Consider the following 18,778-nt stretch of genomic DNA (forward strand, 5'->3'; position numbering starts at 1 on the left):
ATAATGAAAAAAACACTATTTTTTTCCATGATGCTGACCATATCGGCATCCACGTGGGCACAAACTGCGATTATCAAAGGAAAGTTTCATAAACTTTTACCAAATGGCAAAGAAACTCAGGAGGTCTTATTTTCCAAACCCGAAGAAGGTGAAATCCAGGTCATTTTACCGATGGTAAAAAGTAGACAAGATCAAATCTTCCGTGGAGAGGTGAAGAAAGAAGATCTTAATGCAATCCGATATGTAGGTCTATATGACGAACAATATGCGATATATCTGAAAGCCGGTGACGAGTTGAATATAGATGCCGGTGATGGACAAATCGTTTATTCGGGCACAGTCAACAAAGAAAACCAGGTATTTGCCGATTGGTATAAAATGATTAAGCCATTAAGAACTTACGGTTACACCAAAGATGGCTATCGGTTACCTTCTGCCGGTTATCTTAAAGTTATCGACTCATTGAAAGCACCCGTTCAGCAATTTATTAAAAACATCAATACCGGAAATGCGGCTTTTGATAAACAAGCTAAATATTTCTTAACCTATAGCTACAAATATGACGTGATTATTCCTACCGCTTCTGGTTTAAACATTGGAAAGCAAGCGGAATACCCTGAGAGCCTTGTAAAATTTTATAATGATGAGAAATGGGCAGATGGTAATATCTGGACACTTCCTATGGGTTATCATTATATGCTTTACCATGCCTTTGTAAAACATATTATTTATGATGGTAAACAAGGAATGGCTGTAGATATGCTCATCCCAGAGATAACAGACAAAGAACTTAAAGCAAAACTTATCCTGGCACAGGCTGAAAGAGGGGCAACGGCAAACCTGGTTAAATTTCTGGAGCGCAATGAACCTTATATGGTAACGAAGCAGCAAAAGGAGAAGATAAAAATATTACTAAATCATGCACGTTTGCAAGAACCTGGCGGCGAATCGATCGATTTTGCTTATCCTGATGCGAACGGGAAGATCCACCGTTTAACCGACAATCTGGGCAAAGTGGTATTGCTTGATCTGTGGGCCACCTGGTGTGTTCCATGTTTGAAAGAACAGCCGGCATTAGAAGAATTGGAAAAATCATTTGAAGGCAAAAACATTGTCTTTATCAGCCTTTCTATTGATACAGATCAAGCGAAATGGCAAAAAATGGTAGATGAGAAAAAATTATCTGGACTTCAACTGTTTACCAACAATAAAGGATCAATGATTGGCGATTATGAGGTAACAGAAATACCAAGATTCATCCTGATTGACCAAAATGGAAAAATGGTAAATTTCCAGGCACCCCGTCCGTCTGACCCTAAATTGAAAGCGCTAATCGAATCAACTTTAAATAATAACCAAACGTCTAAATCGAAATGAAAAAACTAATTATATGTTTAACAGTTTGTTTAAGCATCCTGAGCTGGCGGCCTGCCCGGGCTCAGGGCATCAATTTTCAAACCATCACAATGCAGGAAGCCATGAATATAGCTGGTAATCCTGCAAATCCCAAACTTATCTTGATGGATTGTTATACTACCTGGTGCATTCCCTGTGTGGAGATGGCTTCTTACGAATTTCCAAAAAAAATTGCCGGAGATTATTTCAACCCCAAATTTGTATCTGTAAAATTTGATATGGAAAAAGGTGAAGGAAAAGAACTTGCAAAAAAATATAATGTAAAGGCTTACCCTACTTTCCTGATATTGAATGCTCAGGGCCAAGAAATTAATCGCGTGGTTGGTAAATCAACCGCACAGGAATTTATTGAAAAGGTAAAAGTTGCACTTGACCCAAAAAATACGCTTCCAGGACTAAAAACCGCTTATGACGCTGATAAACAAATGCGTACGGGTTTGCCTTATGCCCTCGCACTCTATCAGAATTCAAAGGACCCTACACCTGTACTAGATGAATTATTTGAAAATGCCCAAGACTTTGAACGGTTTAGCAAAGATTATTTGGAACTTGCCTTAGGGACAACCAAATTTGGAAGTCCATTTTTCAAAAAGTTGATGATGGAAAAAGGCAGTATCGACCAGGCTTTAGGGACAGAAGTTACCAATCAGATTCTTTTTGATAAAGTACGTAAAGACATGTATGGCATTGCTACCGAAACTGGTGCAAAGTACAATGTATTTTATACTCCTCAGGAAGTAGAAGATGTAGCCTATATCATTGGCTTACTCAAATTACCCCAGAATGATGCTCAAAACCACATGTGCCGCATCGCCCTTTTTGTGGTAAATAAAGACTTGGATGGTATGACCCGATATTTCAATCGTCATATAGCAAATTTACCAACCACATCGCCTTATAAAGGCATTTTGGAGGGGATTTTAATGACAAATGCAGCTAAAGCTAGTCCTGAGCAAAAGGCAGCCATTAAAGCTTATTTTGAAAATAAGAATAAATCTTTAATTAAAGAGGCCAAATCTTATCAGGAAAAAATAGACAGGACAAAATAACCTGCCAGAATGATCTTAACTTGTCCGGCTGAAGAAATCACCGGCCGGACATTACTCAAACATCAATGAATGTATTAAAAATCAGAAAAGAATTGCAGTTAATTGTATTGCTATCTGGCCTATTGCTCACAGCATTCTCTGCAAGTGCACAGGATTTTACCAACGATCAAAAGATCTTAGCTGATTACCAAAAAAGTGTAGATTCTTTACTAACCAAAACAAAATCAGTAACTGCAACCGCGGCCTTGGCGGTATTAAAAGCACCTTCTATTACTTTAGAAATTAATTTAGCAAAGGATACCAAAAAGGCTTTAAGCCCAAATGCATTGTACGAGTTTGCCAAAAAATCTATCCTGATTGTTGGCTGTTCTTATCTTTGCCCGAAATGTTCAAATACGCATTTGAGCGAATCAACAGGTTATGTAATTGATGCTAAAGGAATTGTGGTAACAAACTATCACGTAGTAAATACCTATGCAGATATGCATGATGGTTTCAAACCTGTTGCATTTACGGTGCGTTTGGCAAATGGTCACGTTTATGCAGTTAAATCCATATTAACAGCATCTAAAAAAATGATTTGGCCATTTTACAACTGGAAACCAATGGAGATATGCTGCCTGCCCTTCCTCTTGCAAAATCTGCAAATGTTGGTGATCAGGTTTTTGTACTCGGACATCCAAAGGGAATGCATTATTTTTTCAGCCAGGGTAACGTAACTAACAGATACATGGAGGAAGCTGGACCAGATGATGCCCGTTTTTTCAGGGAAATGATGACCATCTCTGCAGATTATGCAACCGGATCTAGCGGTGGCCCTGTATTGGATCTTTACGGACGTGTTGTGGGAACGGTTTCAAACACCAAAATGTACACACATAGTGAAATGAATCCGAGTGTGCAAATGGTAGTGAAGAATACAGTACCTGTAGAATCATTATGGAAACTGATTCGTTCGGAATCAAATCAATAATTTATTTAAAATGCTGATTAATATTAACAGCGATTTCAGATGCCCACGACTAAAAACCGCGGGCATTTTTAATTTCTAAAAATGGAAGTGATTCCATACATTATATGCTGTATTTTAGAATGGCTCAAAAACCCCTAAACTTGTCTGTTATGAGTGCCTTGTTTTCAGCTACCTTGCTTAGCTTTGTTTAGCAAAATTTAAATTCTAAACCAATGGAAGCTTATCAAAAAGCCGGACACGAGCAGATAAATGGCATTAAGATGTACTACGAAATTTACGGTGATGGAGAAATCCCCCTGGTGCTGATCCATGGCGGCGGCTCCACCATTCAATCAACATTCGGCAGATTTATTCCTTATCTGGCCAAATGCGGCAAGGTAGTAGCAGTTGAACTTCAGGCCCATGGAAGAACCAGCGACCGGGACCAGCCAGAATCTTTTGAGCAGGACGCAAAAGATGTGACCACTTTATTAAATCAACTCCAAATAGCAAAGGCCAATTTTTTAGGCTTTAGTAATGGTGGCACTACCACGCTGCATATTGCTGCCCATTATCCCGATGTAGTAAATAAAATCATCGTGATTTCTGCAAATTACCAACGGGAAGGTTTAACTGATGGCTTTTATAATGGCTTTGGAGATGCCACTATCGACCACATGCCTGAACCACTAAAAACAGCTTTCCTAGCCGTAAATCCAGATCAAAAGGCACTGCAAACCATGTTTGAGAAAGACAAACAACGCATGCTCGATTTTGTCGACCTCAGCGATGATGATCTGAGGGGAATTACCTCCGATACACTTTTAATGGTGGCAGATAAGGATGTGATCAAGCCAGAACATGTGGTTAAAATGTCGAGATTGATTGCAAATGCGCAGCTGGTTATTTTACCGGGTATGCATGGCGCTATGATCGGTGAAAACCTGAATCCGGATGTAAGCGACAAAACGATAGCGATTACGGCGCATTTGGTAGAGACTTTTTTGAATCAATAATACCACAGGGATAACCTATAGTTGATCCGGTTAAAAATTACCCTCTCCTGATTTAGGATTTAATATCTTTGCCAGATGGAACATATATTGGATAATCCCATTTATTATGCTTTAACTTCTGGCCATAAACACTTGGCGAAAGGTGTAGAAACGGTAAAATATTATAACGAAGATATCACTGCTTTTGCTGGCTTAAAGAATAATTCGCAGGAGGATTTAAATACGCTTTATCAGATCAGTCCTCCTGAAAGCCTGTTTGTTTTTTTCGTAAAAACACCGGTCGAAATTCCGGATCAGTGGAAATTATTGACGCATATTAATATGTTCCAGTTTATTTTTAGAGACACAAAAATTCCTGACTCAGATGGAGCCGGACTTACAGACCTTGATCTTGAACATGTTGCCGAGATGATTGATCTCGTGGAATTGACCAAACCAGGACCTTTCCTGTCTAAAACCATAGAATTGAGCAATTATACCGGCATATTCCTGGATGGAAAACTGGCTTCAATGGCTGGTCACCGCTTTTTCCCCAGCCCCTACCGTGAAGTGAGTGCAGTTTGTACCCATCCTGATCATTTAGGGAAGGGCTATTCCTTTAAGATTCTTCAGGAACAGATCAGGCGTATATTGCTCCGCAACGAAATTCCTTTTCTGCATGTACGCAACGATAATGAAGGCGCGATCAAACTGTACCAGAAACTGGGTTTTGAAATCAGAACAGATTTGATCGCCTATGTGATCAAAAAAGAATCTTAAACAAACAAGAGAATGTTTCTAAATAGAAAACCACTTAGAAATTAACATTTTTATACTTTAGTTTTGTCCAAACTAATACATACATGTCTAAAACAAAACTTACCATTAACAATAACGGCTCTGTTAAAATTGAGGGCGATTTCGAAATTGTAGATAGAAACGGAAACGTTTATGGCTTACAGGGCAGAGAAGTACTTTCGATCTGCCGTTGCGGTTTATCTAAAAATAAACCTTTTTGCGATGGTGCACACAATGGCCATTTTGAGCATGAGGCCATTGCATTCGATCTTCCTCCTAAAAAAGTTTAATAAAACGCATTTAAAAGCATCAATCTTCCAGGGTTGGTGCTTTTTGTTTCAGGTACAACGAAGAAAATTAATTACCAATATGCGATGGAGACCTCCCATAAGCCTTTTTAAATGCAAAAGAGAAATGCGATAAATCTTTAAAACCAACCTCAAGATAAACATCCGACGATTTCCAGCCCTTCTCAGTAATCAGATAATAGGCATCATTTAAACGCTTTTTCTGCAGCCAGCGATTGGGCGAAAGATTAAAAATCTTTTCAAAGTCTCTTTTAAATGTGGCTAAACTTCTTCCCGTTAAATAAGCAAAGCGACTAATATCAACGTTGAATTTGTAATTGGCATTCATGTATGCTTCCAGGTCAATTTTCCCAGGTTCAGAGAAATCAAAAAGCACATCTTTCAGCATCGGATTGGTCTGCAATAAGATCATGACCACTTCCTTAACCTTTAAGTCAACTAAAGCCTTGTTAAACCCATTATTTCCGTCCAAATACGGCCATATCGAATCGATATAATTCTTCAGCAAGCTATTAGGCTCGAGTGCTAGACCTTTAAGATCATGATTAGGCTTTTCTATATGCAAATCATATTCATTGCTAATGCTGTGCAAAATCTCCTGATCAATATTGATGCTGATGGATTTAAATTCCCCGTCTGCAGGTGGATATTTAGTATACCTGGCCAGTTGATTACGCCTGAAAAATCTAAAATTGCCATCAGAAAATACAAATTTCTCTCCACCGATAAAAATCTCAGAAGTACCTGCAATAACTAATCCTACAGAATGATTGGGGATAAACTGTTCGCCCTCGCTACTTTTATGCGCATAACAGGAATACAGGATATCTGGACGTCTGGCTTGATTTGACATGTTAGATCAAATTTAAGGTTTTATAGTGAGACAATCGTCATCCCCATGCAGACGGGAATCTTAATGCTAATCAAACCTGGTAATAGCATTAAGATTCCCAATCAAGTTGGGAATGACGTACCGCCAAATATGGATGGATATTTAATAGATTTCCAGACTGCATTGCACTCCGCTCGAAATGACAATACAACCAATTATTTCTTTATAAAAGATTTACCCAAGTCAGTGGCTAAAAAATTCTCTGCTTCATCATGATCTGTTGATAAACTTACCTCCATCCATTTTTCCATTTCTGCAGTTCTGGCAGCATCGGCATGTTTAAGCATCCCAATAGCTTCGCTTCCAAATACTAAATGTATCGGGGGCTCAGGATTTTCTACAAGATCAAGCATTGCTCTGGCTGCCTTCTCCGGATCGCCCATCGGCACAAAATTACCGCTCTGAAAAAAATCAGCTCGTTTCCCTACAGTATTTTCGTACCCTGCAATATGTGGTGCATAAGACATTGAAGCGCCTGCCCAATCGGTACGGAAACCACCAGGCTCTACACTGGTTACATAAATCCCCAATTCAATTACTTCTTTCGCCAGTGCTTCACTAAAGCCACTAAGTCCAAATTTTGCTGCCTGATAAATACTCACTCCGGCATTCCCCACACGCCCACCTATTGAGCTGATCTGAAGAATTCTGCCCGAACGTTGTTTGCGCATAAATGGTAATACTGCTCTTGTAATCTCTATCGGTGCATATAAATTTGTTTCGAACTGACTGCGAACCTGATCTTCGGTAAAAGCTTCTGCAGCGCCTACAATACCAAAGCCAGCATTGTTGACTAAAACATCTATTTTACCAAAATGCGCAATGGTAGATTCAACCGCCAAGTGAACCTGATCGTAATCGGTAATATCTAATGTAATTGGCAGAATCTGATCGGCATATTTTTCTACAAAGCCTTTTAAAGCATCGGTATTTCTTGCTGTTGCGGCAACCAAATCGCCTTTTGCCAGTACCTGTGCAGTTAGGTCACGTCCCAATCCACGGGAACTACCGGTTATAAACCAAACTTTTTTCATTTTTTCCTATTATTTAATAAATCAAAGGTAGGTTGAACAGCAAAGGAAAGCTTTGTTAAAAGGCTCAATTTTCTTTGTTAAAAAGCTCATAGAATTTTATTGGAACCTTTTTAGGAGATATGATGTTAAATAAAGGTAATCAGTTAAATTTATCATGGCAAAGGCAAAGAAAAAAACAAAAAGGAAAAAGATAAAAAGAAAAGCAAGAAAAAGAATAAGCTGGGCGTTAAAAATTCGTTGGTAAATAACATTAATGCCCGAAAGAAAAAAGGCAAATCAAGATCAAAGAAGAAATCAAAAATTAGCAAAAAGGCCTACAAAAAAATGCAAAAAGGCTGGAAAAAATAATTAGTATTTTAGGTCATGTATAGAAACAACCATTTAGGGCTCGCTATCCAAAAGACACTAATATCCTAAAGGATAGTGCTATCCTCAATGAAAGCTTATAACTTTGTATTATGGGGCCAAGAAAAGAATACCATAATAAAGAAACTTGTACTGCAAGTTTAAACGCAGTAAAAGACGCTCTCTACGTATTAAACGGTAAGTGGAAGCTACCCTTGATTATTTCCTTGCAAGATGGACCGCGGCGATTTAATGAAATCCAAAAATCACTTGGAGAAATTACGCCCAAAATATTATCGAAAGAACTTAAAGATCTGGAATTAAATGAATTTGTAACCCGAAAAGTATTTTCAACCACTCCGGTTACCGTAACTTACGAACTTACCCCATATAGTGCATCACTTGAGAGGGTAATTGATGAATTAAGGGATTGGGGGTTAAAACATCGCGAACGGTTAGTAAAGAATAGAAAAAATGAATTAGCAGCAACAGAAATAACAGCTGTTCTTTAGAGGTTAAATTTAACCTCCCGGCCATGCATTTTACCCCAAAAAAGCAAAAAATTGATAATGATAAAATTCGGCTATCTTTGCATAAAATAAAATCCATGGCGGTATTACATAAAAAAGAAGAAAAAATTCAGGCAGTGCTGGGTAGGTTGCCTAAAAAATATACGGACGAACAATTTGTAGAGATGTTTATCAGACTTTACTCTAAGGATTGGGGCAAAATTAAATCAGCTTACATTAAACAATCTCAGGATAAAGAACCTGGAACCATTATTAATATGCCTAAACCAGAGGTATATTTAAGACAGATCCTGGCAAACTATCTCCAACAAGACCATGCTCAGAAATCTGTTGAGGTTAAAGAAGAACCTGTTGTTGAAGCTCCAGTTACTGAAGTTAAAAAAGCGAAGGCTCCAGGTAAGAAGAAAGAAGTAGTAGCTGAAGAAGTACCTGCAGAGGTTAAAAAAGCAAAAGCACCCGCTAAAAGGAAAGCTGAAGAAACTCCTGTAGAAGTTAAAAAAACCAAAGCGCCTGTAAAGAAAAAAGCAGAAGCGATTGAAGAAACTCCAGTAGCTGAAAAAAAGCAAAAGCACCTGCTAAAAAGCCAACAGCAAAAAAATAAAAAATATTTTACATCAAATATAATAAATCACCTTTTTGGTTGTTTATATATATGAGAGCGTTAATTTAGATGACGGGGATAGGTCGGTATGATTTATCCCCGTTCTTTTTTAGCCGTTTTTTGCCCTTGCGGACATATCTTTGTTAATTATATATTTGTTTTTTTAATACATCCATTAAGGCGGTCGTCATGCTGAATTTATTTCAGCATCTTTTTCAACTAATAAAAGGCATTTATTTCAAAAAAAAATAATTGTGCAAACATTGTCTTTTCCGCTCTTTGCCGCGGGGGCATGGTACTTTGGAGCGCCAAAGTACCCAAAGCGCTTTGTCAATCCAGCAATGGGCCATTTACACAGCCCTACACGCATCAAAAAAACAGCGGCACTTCGTTTTGTGTTCATAATTATTTAAAGTTTTAAATTAGTGTTTATGAACACAAAACCACTGCGTTTAGGTTTGGCAGTAGTATCTGTTCTTTTTTACAACTGTTTTTTTGATTTCTCCGGCCCTTGGGATTGACGGCGTTCTTCGGTAAAACCTGTAATTTATTAAAGCAAGCTACCAAAACGTATAAAAACCCAAACCAAAAGATGTGTCCCCACAATAGGGCCTGCACTGGAATGAAGACTGTTCTCTAAATCAGTCAATAATAGTGCAAAGAAGAATCTTTTCAGCTCATATCATAACTCATTTTTACCCATCTTCAAGTTTTACATCCAATTGTAAACTTTATTTTTTTAATTGGCATATCGGGAAAAGTCGATATACCTTTGTGTCATGGATCAGGTAGAAATATTTAAAGCCCTTTCGAACAAAACACGTTTACAGATTTTAGGTTGGCTAAAAGAGCCCGAGTTAAACTTTCCGGAACAGCCAAATGCCGATTTTGAAAACGTTGGTGTTTGCGTTGGGCAGATCCAGATTAAAAGTGGTTTATCACAAAGTACCATCTCCGAATACCTGTCTATTTTACAGCGTGCTGATTTAATCAGCTCTACCCGCCTGGGCCAATGGACTTATTACAAACGCAATAAAAAAGGCTTAAAAAAATTAAGCGAAATCATCAATACCGAATTATAATTTAGAAATATATGAACACAGATAGTTTATTCAGGCCCTTTAGCCTTAAAACATTAAATACAAAAAACAGGATTGTAATGGCACCAATGACGAGATCTTTCTCTCCAGGCGGAGTGCCAACACCCGAAGTTGCAGCCTATTATGCAAAAAGAGCCGCTGGCGAAGTAGGCTTAATTTTGTCAGAAGGTACTGTAATTAACCGCCCATCTTCTTCCGCAGATCCAAACATTCCACATTTTTATGGTACCGAAGCTTTGGCGGGATGGCAGCAGGTAATTAATGACGTTCACCAGGCCGGCGGGCAAATGGGCCCACAGATCTGGCACCAGGGAATTATGGAAAACCACGCATCAGGCTGGTTACCAGATACACCTTTCGAAGGTCCATCAAGTTTTAACAAACCTGGTTTCGAAAACGGTGTACCTATGACAGATGCAGCAATTGCTGATACCATTGCTGCTTTTGGTCAGGCGGCGGCTGATGCCAAAGCTTTGGGTTTCGATACGGTTGAAATACATGGTGCACACCAATATCTGATCGATCAGTTTTTTTGGGATGGTACAAATAACCGCACCGATATTTATGGAGGCAAAACCTTAGCCGAGCGTACCCGTTTTGCTGTTGAAGTAATTACAGAGGTACGGAAAAGGGTTGGTGAAGATTTCGCCTTAATTATCCGTTTATCACAATTCAAACCTGCTGCCTATGATTTCAAATTGGCTAAAAACGAGCAGGAAATGGAACAATGGTTAGCACCATTGGCCGAAGCCGGAATTGATATTTTTCATTGTTCGCAACGTCGTTTCTGGGAGCCTGAGTTTGAAGGTTCTGATTTGAACTTTGCAGGTTGGGCGAAAAAAGTAACCGGAAAAGCAACTATTTCAGTAGGTTCTGTTGGCTTGGATGGCGATTTCTTTGGTGCTTTCGCAGGTCAAAGTTCACAACCTAGCTCATTAGACGAACTGGTACGTAGAATGGACCGGGGCGACTTCGATTTAGTAGCCGTTGGTCGACCGCTTTTAGCAGATCCAAACTGGGTAGAAAAAATTAAACATAACCGCATGGAAGAATTGAAAGGCTTTAGCAAAGAGGCTTTAATGCAGTTAGTATAAATAAATATCCTTATTTTTCTTTTTAATTTAAAAGCATCTCTTTTGAGATGCTTTTTTGTTGGTGATATCAGATGTTACCATCTGACATCAGAATTTTTGCCACGGAAAACGCAGAAATCACGGAGTTAGTTGCATTTTCGGCTAATCCATCATTACGAGCAGCCTTTTTCAGCAACGAAAGAGAAATTTCGTAAGTTATATGATAAATGAATAGATTTTTTCTCTATGTTTATTAAAGCAGTACCTGCAATGCTTCGGTTGCTCCAGCCCCGCCCTTCGCTTAATCCCGACTGAAAAAGTCGGAATAACGCTGGCGGTCGGGTTTATTTGACCTCTGACAGTAGCAATACCGGGTCCAACTAAACCCGATTAAAGCGGGATGCCAATTCCTTCAAATTGGCAGAAGCGGAGCGGGACTACAATAACCCAAAAGCTTCTGTAATTGCTTTCCAAAACAAAACAGGTCTTCTTCTTGATAATTAGGTTTCGTCATCTCGACTGAAATGCAGTGAAATGGAGAGATCTATCTTTCTGTGGAGTTAGATGTTACCATCTGACACGTATGCAATCATTATTCATTTCTTTCGGAATCCACATTTCCAAATACCGTTCTTATAGGTTTCCAGACTCCGTTGCACTCACTCGAAATAATGTGACGAATAGAATTTCAATTTAAATCCCAGCCTTTTTCCTTAAATTCACCTCTTTAAAATTGATCTCCAGATGTCGAACATTAAACTCATTGTCGAAGAAAGGCCCGCAAATATTGGCAATTTTATGGTTGGCAGACTTTTGCCTTTCAGAGAGAAACGCATGGTTGGTCCTTTCTCTTTTATCGACCACATGGGGCCGGCAGCGATGAGCGATCACGAAAATCTTGATGTTCCGCCGCATCCGCATATTGGACTTTCTACCCTAACTTTTTTGTTCGAAGGAGAAATTACCCATAAAGACAGTCTTGGCTCTGATGTGGTAATCAAACCCGGGCAGGTAAACTGGATGACATCAGGCAGCGGCATTGTACATTCAGAAAGAACTCCTGAATACCTTCGTCATACCGATAAAATGCTCCATGGCTTACAGATCTGGGTGGCTTTGCCAAAAGCGCTGGAACAAATGGACCCGGAATTTTTTCACGTAGATAGTGCCGATATCCCTTCATGGGAGCAAGATGGCGTTGCCATTAAATTAATCGCCGGAGAAGCTTTCGGACGAAAATCACCCGTACCCATCTACAGTCCGCTGTATTTTCTAGAGTTGAAAAGCACAAATCGTAATAAAGTAAATATTGGCGATTATCTTTTCGGAGAGAGTGCCTTGTATATTTTAGAAGGAGCAATAGAAAGTGACGGCCATATTTTCGAACCCCGCCAGATTTTAATTGCTAACGATGCCAAACTCTGCGAATTCACCATGCACGCCAATACTACGGTTTACATTTTTGGCGGCGAGCCTTTCCCTGAAGAGCGCTTCATTTACTGGAATTTTGTGGCCTCGGATAGAGAACTCATCGAAAAAGCAAAGCAAAAATGGTTAGAACAAAGCTTTAAGCCTGTTCCCGGAGAAACAGGTTTTGTACCTTTACCCGACCCGATTAAAAATATTAAACATTAATTTTTCTTAAATAAGTTCATATTTACCGAAACTGCTACACCTGTTGAGGATAGTTTTGAATTGCCATAACCAATGTCGGTTAATGGGATTTTCATGAAAGGTTTAGCACTAATACTTAAATTATTGTTTATTTTATGTTGAAATTCTACCCCAACATTGGCAATACCTAAATAATGTTGGTTCTCGTTTCTTACTTCGAAATTTTGAGGACCTTGATACGTACCATTGTAAGAGTAGGTATACTGTTCCTTTAACATGATATAACTCGAAAGCCCGGTACTCACTGAAACTGAATTTCTGCTATTTCCAAAAACCTTATAATTTACGTTTAAAGGAATGTCGATTACATCGCAATTGGCATGGATTTTTGATGGGGCCACATTAAAAACGTAACTGGTGTTGGGCTTGTATAAACTAAAATCTGAATCGTAAATTTTCTTGGCGTAAGACGCTCCGGTGCTCACACTCAATTTTTTAGTAATCATATAAGTAGCCTCTACTCCAAAGCCACCACTTAAATTGCTTGTCCCGGATTTCTGAACACTGGTTAAATCAGGTGCAGCTAAAATACTCAATACAAATCTCGATTTTTGTTTCACAACCGGCGGTTTTATGCGTTCAGGCTTACCAACGGCAACGTTAACCGTCATTTTCTGATCTTTAAATGCGATAGGATTATTTGCTGAGTTTAATGTTGGTTGATATATCAGGTTAGCCAATGTATTGGCATTATTGATTCCGTTCTCAATCAGTTTTTGCTCAATTTCTGTATTATTTTTTTGTTGCTGTTTTCCACGTTCTCCTGTATTCCTTTGCTTTATAGCGAACAAATTTGAATCTGCATTTACATCAGGAACGATTTGCTTAGCAGGTACGTCAGTTAATGCACCGGTATCATATTGTGCTTTAGTTTGGTTTTGATCCTCCTTATCGGTTTTTACCACCGCATTAACATCTGTTTTATGGTTTGATGGTTTTACCAATAAAAATACGATCAATAATATTGCTGCGATTCCAGCTGCAGCGGTAAGCCAAAATAAGGGCACAATCCTCCTTTTTGGTGTTGGATGCAATCTCTCCTCCAGATTATCCCAATCTAAATCATTAAAAGGCAGGTCGGGGTTTCCCAATCCATCTTTAAATAATTTATCTATATCTTTTCCCTCTTTCATTGCATATTTGTGTTTAACCTTATCTGTAAAAGGTTTTTATCTACGCCCGAACTCCTCACCTGGTAAGTTTTCGCATCAGTAGCTTTTAACATTTCCTGTAATTTCTGCCTGGCCTTAAACAGGTTCGATTTTGATGTACCTATCGATATCCCAAGCATTTCAGCAATTTCTTCATGCGTATATCCGTCAATGGCAAAGAGGTTAAAAACGGTACGGTAACCCGGGCTCAGCTTTTGTACCATTGCCAATAAATCGTGATAAGCTAACTTATCATATACAGAACTTACCTGTGCAATATTTTCATGATCAAGAATATCTACATGATCAGCAAATTTTAGATTGGCCCGGTAATAATCGATAGCGGTATTGGTTATAATCCGTCCAAGCCAGGGCATAAACGCCTTAGAATTTTCATATTTGGCTATATTTTTAAAGGCTTTAAAAAATCCATCGTTCAGTATCCCTGCAGCATCCAACCTGTCGTGTGCGTAACGTAAACATATACCCATAGCAAAGCTATAGAAATGTTTGTATAGCGCTTTTTGACTATCTCTTTCATTTCTAATGCAGCCCTGAATATACTTTTGTATAATTTCTTCACTATCGCGGGTAGCGGTCACAAGTTCTCCTTTCAACACACATTACGGCAAGGGATAACAAAAGGTTGCCTTAAAAATTTATTTTTAAAAAATATTTTATTTCGTTCGTTTTTGGTCGAAAATATCCATTCTACAAGCAACCATTTACAACTTGGGGGCGTAATAGCAGCATATCAATTTTTATTAAAGTTAAAACTAAAACAAAAATCTTATGCTAATCTACTTAAAAAAGAATCTATTGGCGCTAGTATGTATAGCCATGGTATTTATAGCCTGCAAAAAAATAGTTCAGAAGACCCTACACCCATCGGTAATAACAAAAAAGGTATCCAATTGGCAACAAACGCCAAATTCGGATCAGTATTAACCGATAAAGACGGCAAAACCTTATACTTTTTCGCAAATGATGCTGCAGGTGCACCAACCTGTACAGATGGTTGCGAAACCACCTGGCCACTTTATTATTCTGCAGATGCCAGTACAGATTTAAACCTGAACAAAGCCGAAGTTGGTGAAGTTACCCGTGCCGATGGCCGTAAACAGAGTACTTATCGCGGTTATCCACTTTATTATTTTGCCGGCGATGCTGCAAAAGGTGATATTAAGGGGGATGGTGTTGGTGGAATATGGTTTGTAGCCAAGCCCGATTATTCTTTAATGCTGGCTAATGCACAATTAACGGGAAACAGTATCAATTACACCAGTACTTATGCTGTAGGCGATGGCAAAACCATTTACTTAACTGACAGCAAAGGACGTACTTTGTATGCTTTTGCGCCAGACAAAAATGGTGTAAACACATACACCAAGAGTGTAACACAAGAAGGTATTTGGCCAGTGTATGAATCTGAAGTGCTTAACGTACCTTCTGCGGTAACAAAAACGGATGTTGGTGTAATTACTGTAGCCACAATTAACAAAAAACAGTTAACCTATAAAGGATGGCCATTATACTACTGGATCTCAGATGTAAAAAGAGGAGACAACCTGGGCATAGTAATCGGAAGAGGGCCAGGTTTAACTTGGCCGGTATTACAACTAAATGCTACTGTTGCCCCGGCACAATAAAAATATTTGGGTTAGGCGGGTTAGGACGGTCGGCTGTGTTTTCGCAGCCGGCCTTTTTTATACAGTTAATAAAGCCTGCTTAATTTTCTCAGCAGCCTCAGCCAATTCTTCATGGGTAGGCTTTAATTTTTCTTTGCTAAAGTTCATATCGCTTACACTATTCATCGGTATTAAATGGATATGTGCGTGCGGAACTTCCAATCCGATTACCGAAACACCTACCTTTTTACAAGGGAAAGCAATTTTTACACCTTTGGCTACAATCTTAGCGAACATCCACAAACCAACATATAAATCCTCATCCATATCGAAGATATAGTCGGTTTCAATCTTAGGGATCACCAATACATGCCCTGCAGTTAACGGCTGAACATCTAAAAAGGCTAAATATTCTACGGTTTCGGCTACAACATGTGCAGGGATTTCGCCTGCAACGATTTTTGAAAAGACAGTCATTTGAGGTATAGGGTTTAGGGGGTGAGGTTTAGGGTTAAGCATTTGGCGATAGGCCCTTAATAAACGCCGACTGCCAAACGCTATTCGCTTATCTCGAAATTTCGAGCACTTCAAACTGCATTTTACCTGCAGGTACTTCAATTTCGGCAAACTCACCTACCGATTTACCTAATAAACCTTGCGCAATCGGCGATTTAACAGAAATTTTTCCGGTTTTTAAATCAGCTTCACTTTCTGCTACCAACTGGTAAGTCATGGTTGCACCGTTTTTAACATTTTTTATTTTTACAATGGATAATGCTAATACTTTCGATAAGTCTAATTTAGACTCATCAATTAAACGTGCATTTGCCAGCGTATTTTTTAATTTCGCTATTTTTGCTTCATGCAAACCTTGCGCTTCTTTAGCAGCATCGTATTCTGCATTCTCCGATAAATCACCTTTATCCCTTGCTTCTGCAATTGCTTTAGATATTAGCTGACGACCGGTGGTTGTTAAATAATGAACTTCCTCTTTTAATTTATCTAACCCCTCTTGGGTGTAGTATGTTACCTCTGTCATTGCTCTATTAATTTTATTCAAACGCTATAAAAAACAAACAAGACTATATAGTTGGTTTGCTACATAGTCTTGCTTCAATTATAACGAAGATAAAATCTGGAAATTACAAAAGCAAATAAAAGATTAAGATTTAACGGATTTTTAGATTTCAGGATCTTTTTTTACATCAATCGGCTTATAGGAGAGGTAAGACCCACCAGAAATGTAACATTCAATCATACACTCATTCAAAAATCTATCATTCTCTCACTCAATCATTTTCTAATTCAATCATTAGTTTTAATTTAGCTTAAATTATTCTTAAAAAATGAAAAAGTTATTTCCTATCGCCCTGCTCCTCAGTTTGGGCGTTTATATGGCTTCGGCCCAGGAGCTTTATATGCCCCGGAATATCAAAGCGGCATACGCCAAGGGTACACGCTCAATGAATGGAAAACCTGGTCCAAATTATTGGCAAAACCACGGTAAATACAATATGGATATTAAGGTAGATGCCGAAACCAAAGTGGTGAGTGGTAAAGAAGAAATTTTGTACAGTAACAACAGTTCCGATACCTTAAAAAACCTGGCCATCCGCTTTGTAAACAACCTGCATAAACCAACTTCACCAAGAAGTGGAGCCGTAAGTGAAGACTTTTTGAGTACGGGTTTAAATATTATCGCTTTATCGGTAGATGGCGAAACTTATAAAGTGGATAGCAAAAGCTGGGGAACAGTAGGTAATGTACCGCTAAAGAAACCTTTATTACCAAAATCGAAAATTACAGTTAAAATAGAGTGGGATTACCCATTATCAAAAGAAAGTGGACGCGAGGGGCAGATTGATCCCAACTCGTTTTTTGTAGCTTACAGCTATCCCCGCATTTCGGTTTATGATGATTATAATGGCTGGGACCGCATTCCGCATACGGATAGAGCCGAGTTTTATAACGATTTTAACGATTACGAATTTTCGATCAAAGCGCCTAAAAATTATGTGGTATATGCCACAGGCGATTTCCTTAACCCGGATGAGGTATTGCAACCTGAAATTTCTGCGCGTTTAAAGAAATCATATACCGGTGATGAAGTAATCCACATTGCTACCGAGCAGGAAATGAAGGGTGGTAAAGTAACCCAGCAAAAAGACTGGAATACCTGGAAGTTCGCGGTAAACCACATTACCGATGTTACTTTTGCACTCAGCAACCACTATGTTTGGGATGGCGCTAGTGTAATTGTAGATAAAAAGACCAACCGCAGATCGAGCGCTCAGGCGGCATATAATCCAATCACCGGAAAAGACTTTGTTAACTCGGTTAAATACAATCTCAATGCTTTAGACTGGTTCTCGAATAATTGGCCGGGTATCCCCTATCCTTATGTAAAAACCATTGCTTTTCAGGGTTTTGCCGATATGGAATACCCAATGATGGTAAACGATTCGCAGTTTGGAGATCCTGTTTTTGCACAGTTGGTTCAAGACCACGAAGTGGCACATACTTACTTTCCTTTTTACATGGGCATTAACGAAACCCGTTATGCTTATATGGATGAAGGTTGGGCCACTACATTCGAATATTTAATTGGTATTGCCGAGCATGGCAAACAAGCTGCTGATGATTTTTACAAGAAATTTAGAGTTGATCAATACATTAACGATAAATCTACTGAAGAAGATCAACCGGTAATTTCAATGTCCGATCAGGTTTCAGGAGCTGGTTATGGGAACAACGCTTATGGAAAAGCGTCTTTATCATATTTGGCTTTAAAAGATATGCTTGGAGATGACTTATTCAAGAAAGCACTACATACTTATATGAGCAACTGGAATGGCAAGCATCCAATTCCATGGGATTATTTTAATTCGATGAATGCAGGTTCCGGTCAGAATTTAAACTGGTTTTTCCAAAACTGGTTCTTTACCAACAACTATCTTGATTTAGCGATCGCCAAATTAACACCTGCAAAAGGAAAATCTACGTTAGCTGTTAAAAATGTTGGAGGTTTTGCAATTCCTTTTGATGTGGTAGTCACTTATGCTGATGGAAAAGTTGAGACCATACACCAAACACCAGCGGTTTGGAAAGCAAATCAAAAAGAAGTTAATATCACGATTAATACCACTAAAAAAATAACGTCAATCAGTTTGGATAACGGCATTTATGTAGATGCTACACCAGGGGATAACATTTATGAGGTAAAATAATTCAG

20 protein-coding genes are annotated in these 18,778 nt (G+C 38.7%); 14 read left to right on the plus strand and 6 right to left on the minus strand.

The features are described from left to right. Positions 1–3: 3 nt before the first annotated feature. From ACQ86H_RS26815 to ACQ86H_RS26845, 7 genes are all read left to right on the plus strand, one after another. Positions 4–1,377 (plus strand): TlpA family protein disulfide reductase, encoded by a 1,374-nt coding sequence (locus ACQ86H_RS26815; RefSeq protein ID WP_431293065.1) that lies wholly within the window; start codon positions 4–6, stop codon positions 1,375–1,377. Further along, a complete protein-coding gene (locus tag ACQ86H_RS26820; RefSeq protein WP_431293066.1) occupies positions 1,374–2,465 on the plus strand; it encodes a thioredoxin family protein in 1,092 nt (363 codons plus the stop codon). Before ACQ86H_RS26815 ends, ACQ86H_RS26820 begins: the two co-directional genes overlap by 4 nt. Before the next feature lie 65 nt (positions 2,466–2,530). Then, complete coding sequence (locus ACQ86H_RS26825; RefSeq protein ID WP_431293067.1) at positions 2,531–3,184, plus strand: hypothetical protein; 654 nt, start codon at positions 2,531–2,533, stop codon at positions 3,182–3,184. Then, entirely contained in the window at positions 3,079–3,438 is a 360-nt protein-coding gene (locus ACQ86H_RS26830; protein ID WP_431293068.1) for a S1 family peptidase, read from the plus strand. Before ACQ86H_RS26825 ends, ACQ86H_RS26830 begins: the two co-directional genes overlap by 106 nt. 212 nt (positions 3,439–3,650) lie before the next feature. After that, positions 3,651–4,433: an alpha/beta fold hydrolase gene (locus ACQ86H_RS26835; RefSeq protein ID WP_138819612.1), complete on the plus strand. Its 783-nt coding sequence runs from the start codon at positions 3,651–3,653 to the stop codon at positions 4,431–4,433. A 75-nt stretch (positions 4,434–4,508) separates the two neighbouring features. Then, positions 4,509–5,192, plus strand: coding sequence for a GNAT family N-acetyltransferase (locus ACQ86H_RS26840; RefSeq protein ID WP_431293069.1), 684 nt, complete (start codon positions 4,509–4,511; stop codon positions 5,190–5,192). Positions 5,193–5,275: 83 nt separating this feature from the next. Beyond that, positions 5,276–5,500 (plus strand): CDGSH iron-sulfur domain-containing protein, encoded by a 225-nt coding sequence (locus ACQ86H_RS26845; RefSeq protein WP_010600649.1) that lies wholly within the window; start codon positions 5,276–5,278, stop codon positions 5,498–5,500. 67 nt (positions 5,501–5,567) lie between these two features. On the opposite strand, the gene ACQ86H_RS26850 is transcribed toward ACQ86H_RS26845, so the two are convergent. Both ACQ86H_RS26850 and ACQ86H_RS26855 read right to left on the minus strand, forming a co-directional pair. Further along, positions 5,568–6,371 (minus strand): helix-turn-helix domain-containing protein, encoded by an 804-nt coding sequence (locus tag ACQ86H_RS26850; RefSeq protein ID WP_431293070.1) that lies wholly within the window; start codon positions 6,369–6,371, stop codon positions 5,568–5,570. A gap of 194 nt (positions 6,372–6,565) precedes the next feature. Then, positions 6,566–7,444 carry an oxidoreductase gene (locus tag ACQ86H_RS26855; RefSeq protein WP_431293071.1) on the minus strand — a complete coding sequence of 293 codons (879 nt, stop codon included), beginning with the start codon at positions 7,442–7,444 and terminating at the stop codon, positions 6,566–6,568. Between the two features lie 458 nt (positions 7,445–7,902). On the opposite strand from ACQ86H_RS26855, the gene ACQ86H_RS26860 reads away from it, so the two are divergent. The 5 genes from ACQ86H_RS26860 to ACQ86H_RS26880 all read left to right on the plus strand — a co-directional run bounded on the left by ACQ86H_RS26860 (position 7,903) and on the right by ACQ86H_RS26880 (position 12,728). After that, complete coding sequence (locus ACQ86H_RS26860; protein ID WP_431293072.1) at positions 7,903–8,301, plus strand: winged helix-turn-helix transcriptional regulator; 399 nt, start codon at positions 7,903–7,905, stop codon at positions 8,299–8,301. Between the two features lie 23 nt (positions 8,302–8,324). Beyond that, entirely contained in the window at positions 8,325–8,975 is a 651-nt protein-coding gene (locus ACQ86H_RS26865; protein WP_431293073.1) for a hypothetical protein, read from the plus strand. Positions 8,976–9,699: 724 nt separating this feature from the next. After that, positions 9,700–10,002: an ArsR/SmtB family transcription factor gene (locus ACQ86H_RS26870; protein WP_431293074.1), complete on the plus strand. Its 303-nt coding sequence runs from the start codon at positions 9,700–9,702 to the stop codon at positions 10,000–10,002. Between the two features lie 11 nt (positions 10,003–10,013). Beyond that, the gene (locus tag ACQ86H_RS26875) at positions 10,014–11,114 is read left to right on the plus strand and encodes an NADH:flavin oxidoreductase (protein ID WP_431293075.1); all 1,101 of its coding nucleotides are present in this window, start codon (positions 10,014–10,016) and stop codon (positions 11,112–11,114) included. 723 nt (positions 11,115–11,837) lie between these two features. Continuing rightward, complete coding sequence (locus ACQ86H_RS26880; protein WP_431293076.1) at positions 11,838–12,728, plus strand: pirin family protein; 891 nt, start codon at positions 11,838–11,840, stop codon at positions 12,726–12,728. On the opposite strand, the gene ACQ86H_RS26885 is transcribed toward ACQ86H_RS26880, so the two are convergent. Together ACQ86H_RS26885 and ACQ86H_RS26890 are read right to left on the minus strand one after the other, a co-directional pair. Continuing rightward, positions 12,725–13,900 (minus strand): hypothetical protein, encoded by a 1,176-nt coding sequence (locus ACQ86H_RS26885; protein ID WP_431293077.1) that lies wholly within the window; start codon positions 13,898–13,900, stop codon positions 12,725–12,727. The genes ACQ86H_RS26880 and ACQ86H_RS26885 overlap by 4 nt on opposite strands. Further along, positions 13,897–14,535, minus strand: a complete 639-nt coding sequence (locus ACQ86H_RS26890; RefSeq protein WP_246862690.1) for an RNA polymerase sigma factor — start codon at positions 14,533–14,535, stop codon at positions 13,897–13,899. The genes ACQ86H_RS26885 and ACQ86H_RS26890 overlap by 4 nt, the downstream gene beginning before the upstream one ends. 75 nt (positions 14,536–14,610) lie before the next feature. On the opposite strand from ACQ86H_RS26890, the gene ACQ86H_RS26895 reads away from it, so the two are divergent. Next, the gene (locus ACQ86H_RS26895) at positions 14,611–15,567 is read left to right on the plus strand and encodes a hypothetical protein (protein WP_431293078.1); all 957 of its coding nucleotides are present in this window, start codon (positions 14,611–14,613) and stop codon (positions 15,565–15,567) included. Positions 15,568–15,624: 57 nt separating this feature from the next. Here ACQ86H_RS26895 and ACQ86H_RS26900 read toward each other — a convergent pair whose 3' ends face one another. Together ACQ86H_RS26900 and greA are read right to left on the minus strand one after the other, a co-directional pair. Beyond that, positions 15,625–16,023, minus strand: a complete 399-nt coding sequence (locus tag ACQ86H_RS26900) for an HIT family protein (RefSeq protein WP_138819600.1) — start codon at positions 16,021–16,023, stop codon at positions 15,625–15,627. An 88-nt stretch (positions 16,024–16,111) separates the two neighbouring features. Then, the gene (gene greA / locus ACQ86H_RS26905; protein WP_010603520.1) at positions 16,112–16,585 is read right to left on the minus strand and encodes a transcription elongation factor GreA; all 474 of its coding nucleotides are present in this window, start codon (positions 16,583–16,585) and stop codon (positions 16,112–16,114) included. A 307-nt stretch (positions 16,586–16,892) separates the two neighbouring features. On the opposite strand from greA, the gene ACQ86H_RS26910 reads away from it, so the two are divergent. Beyond that, positions 16,893–18,773 carry a M1 family metallopeptidase gene (locus ACQ86H_RS26910; RefSeq protein WP_431293079.1) on the plus strand — a complete coding sequence of 627 codons (1,881 nt, stop codon included), beginning with the start codon at positions 16,893–16,895 and terminating at the stop codon, positions 18,771–18,773. Positions 18,774–18,778 lie beyond the last annotated feature (5 nt).

This window comes from Pedobacter sp. P26 (assembly GCF_050632135.1).
Classification (GTDB): domain Bacteria; phylum Bacteroidota; class Bacteroidia; order Sphingobacteriales; family Sphingobacteriaceae; genus Pedobacter.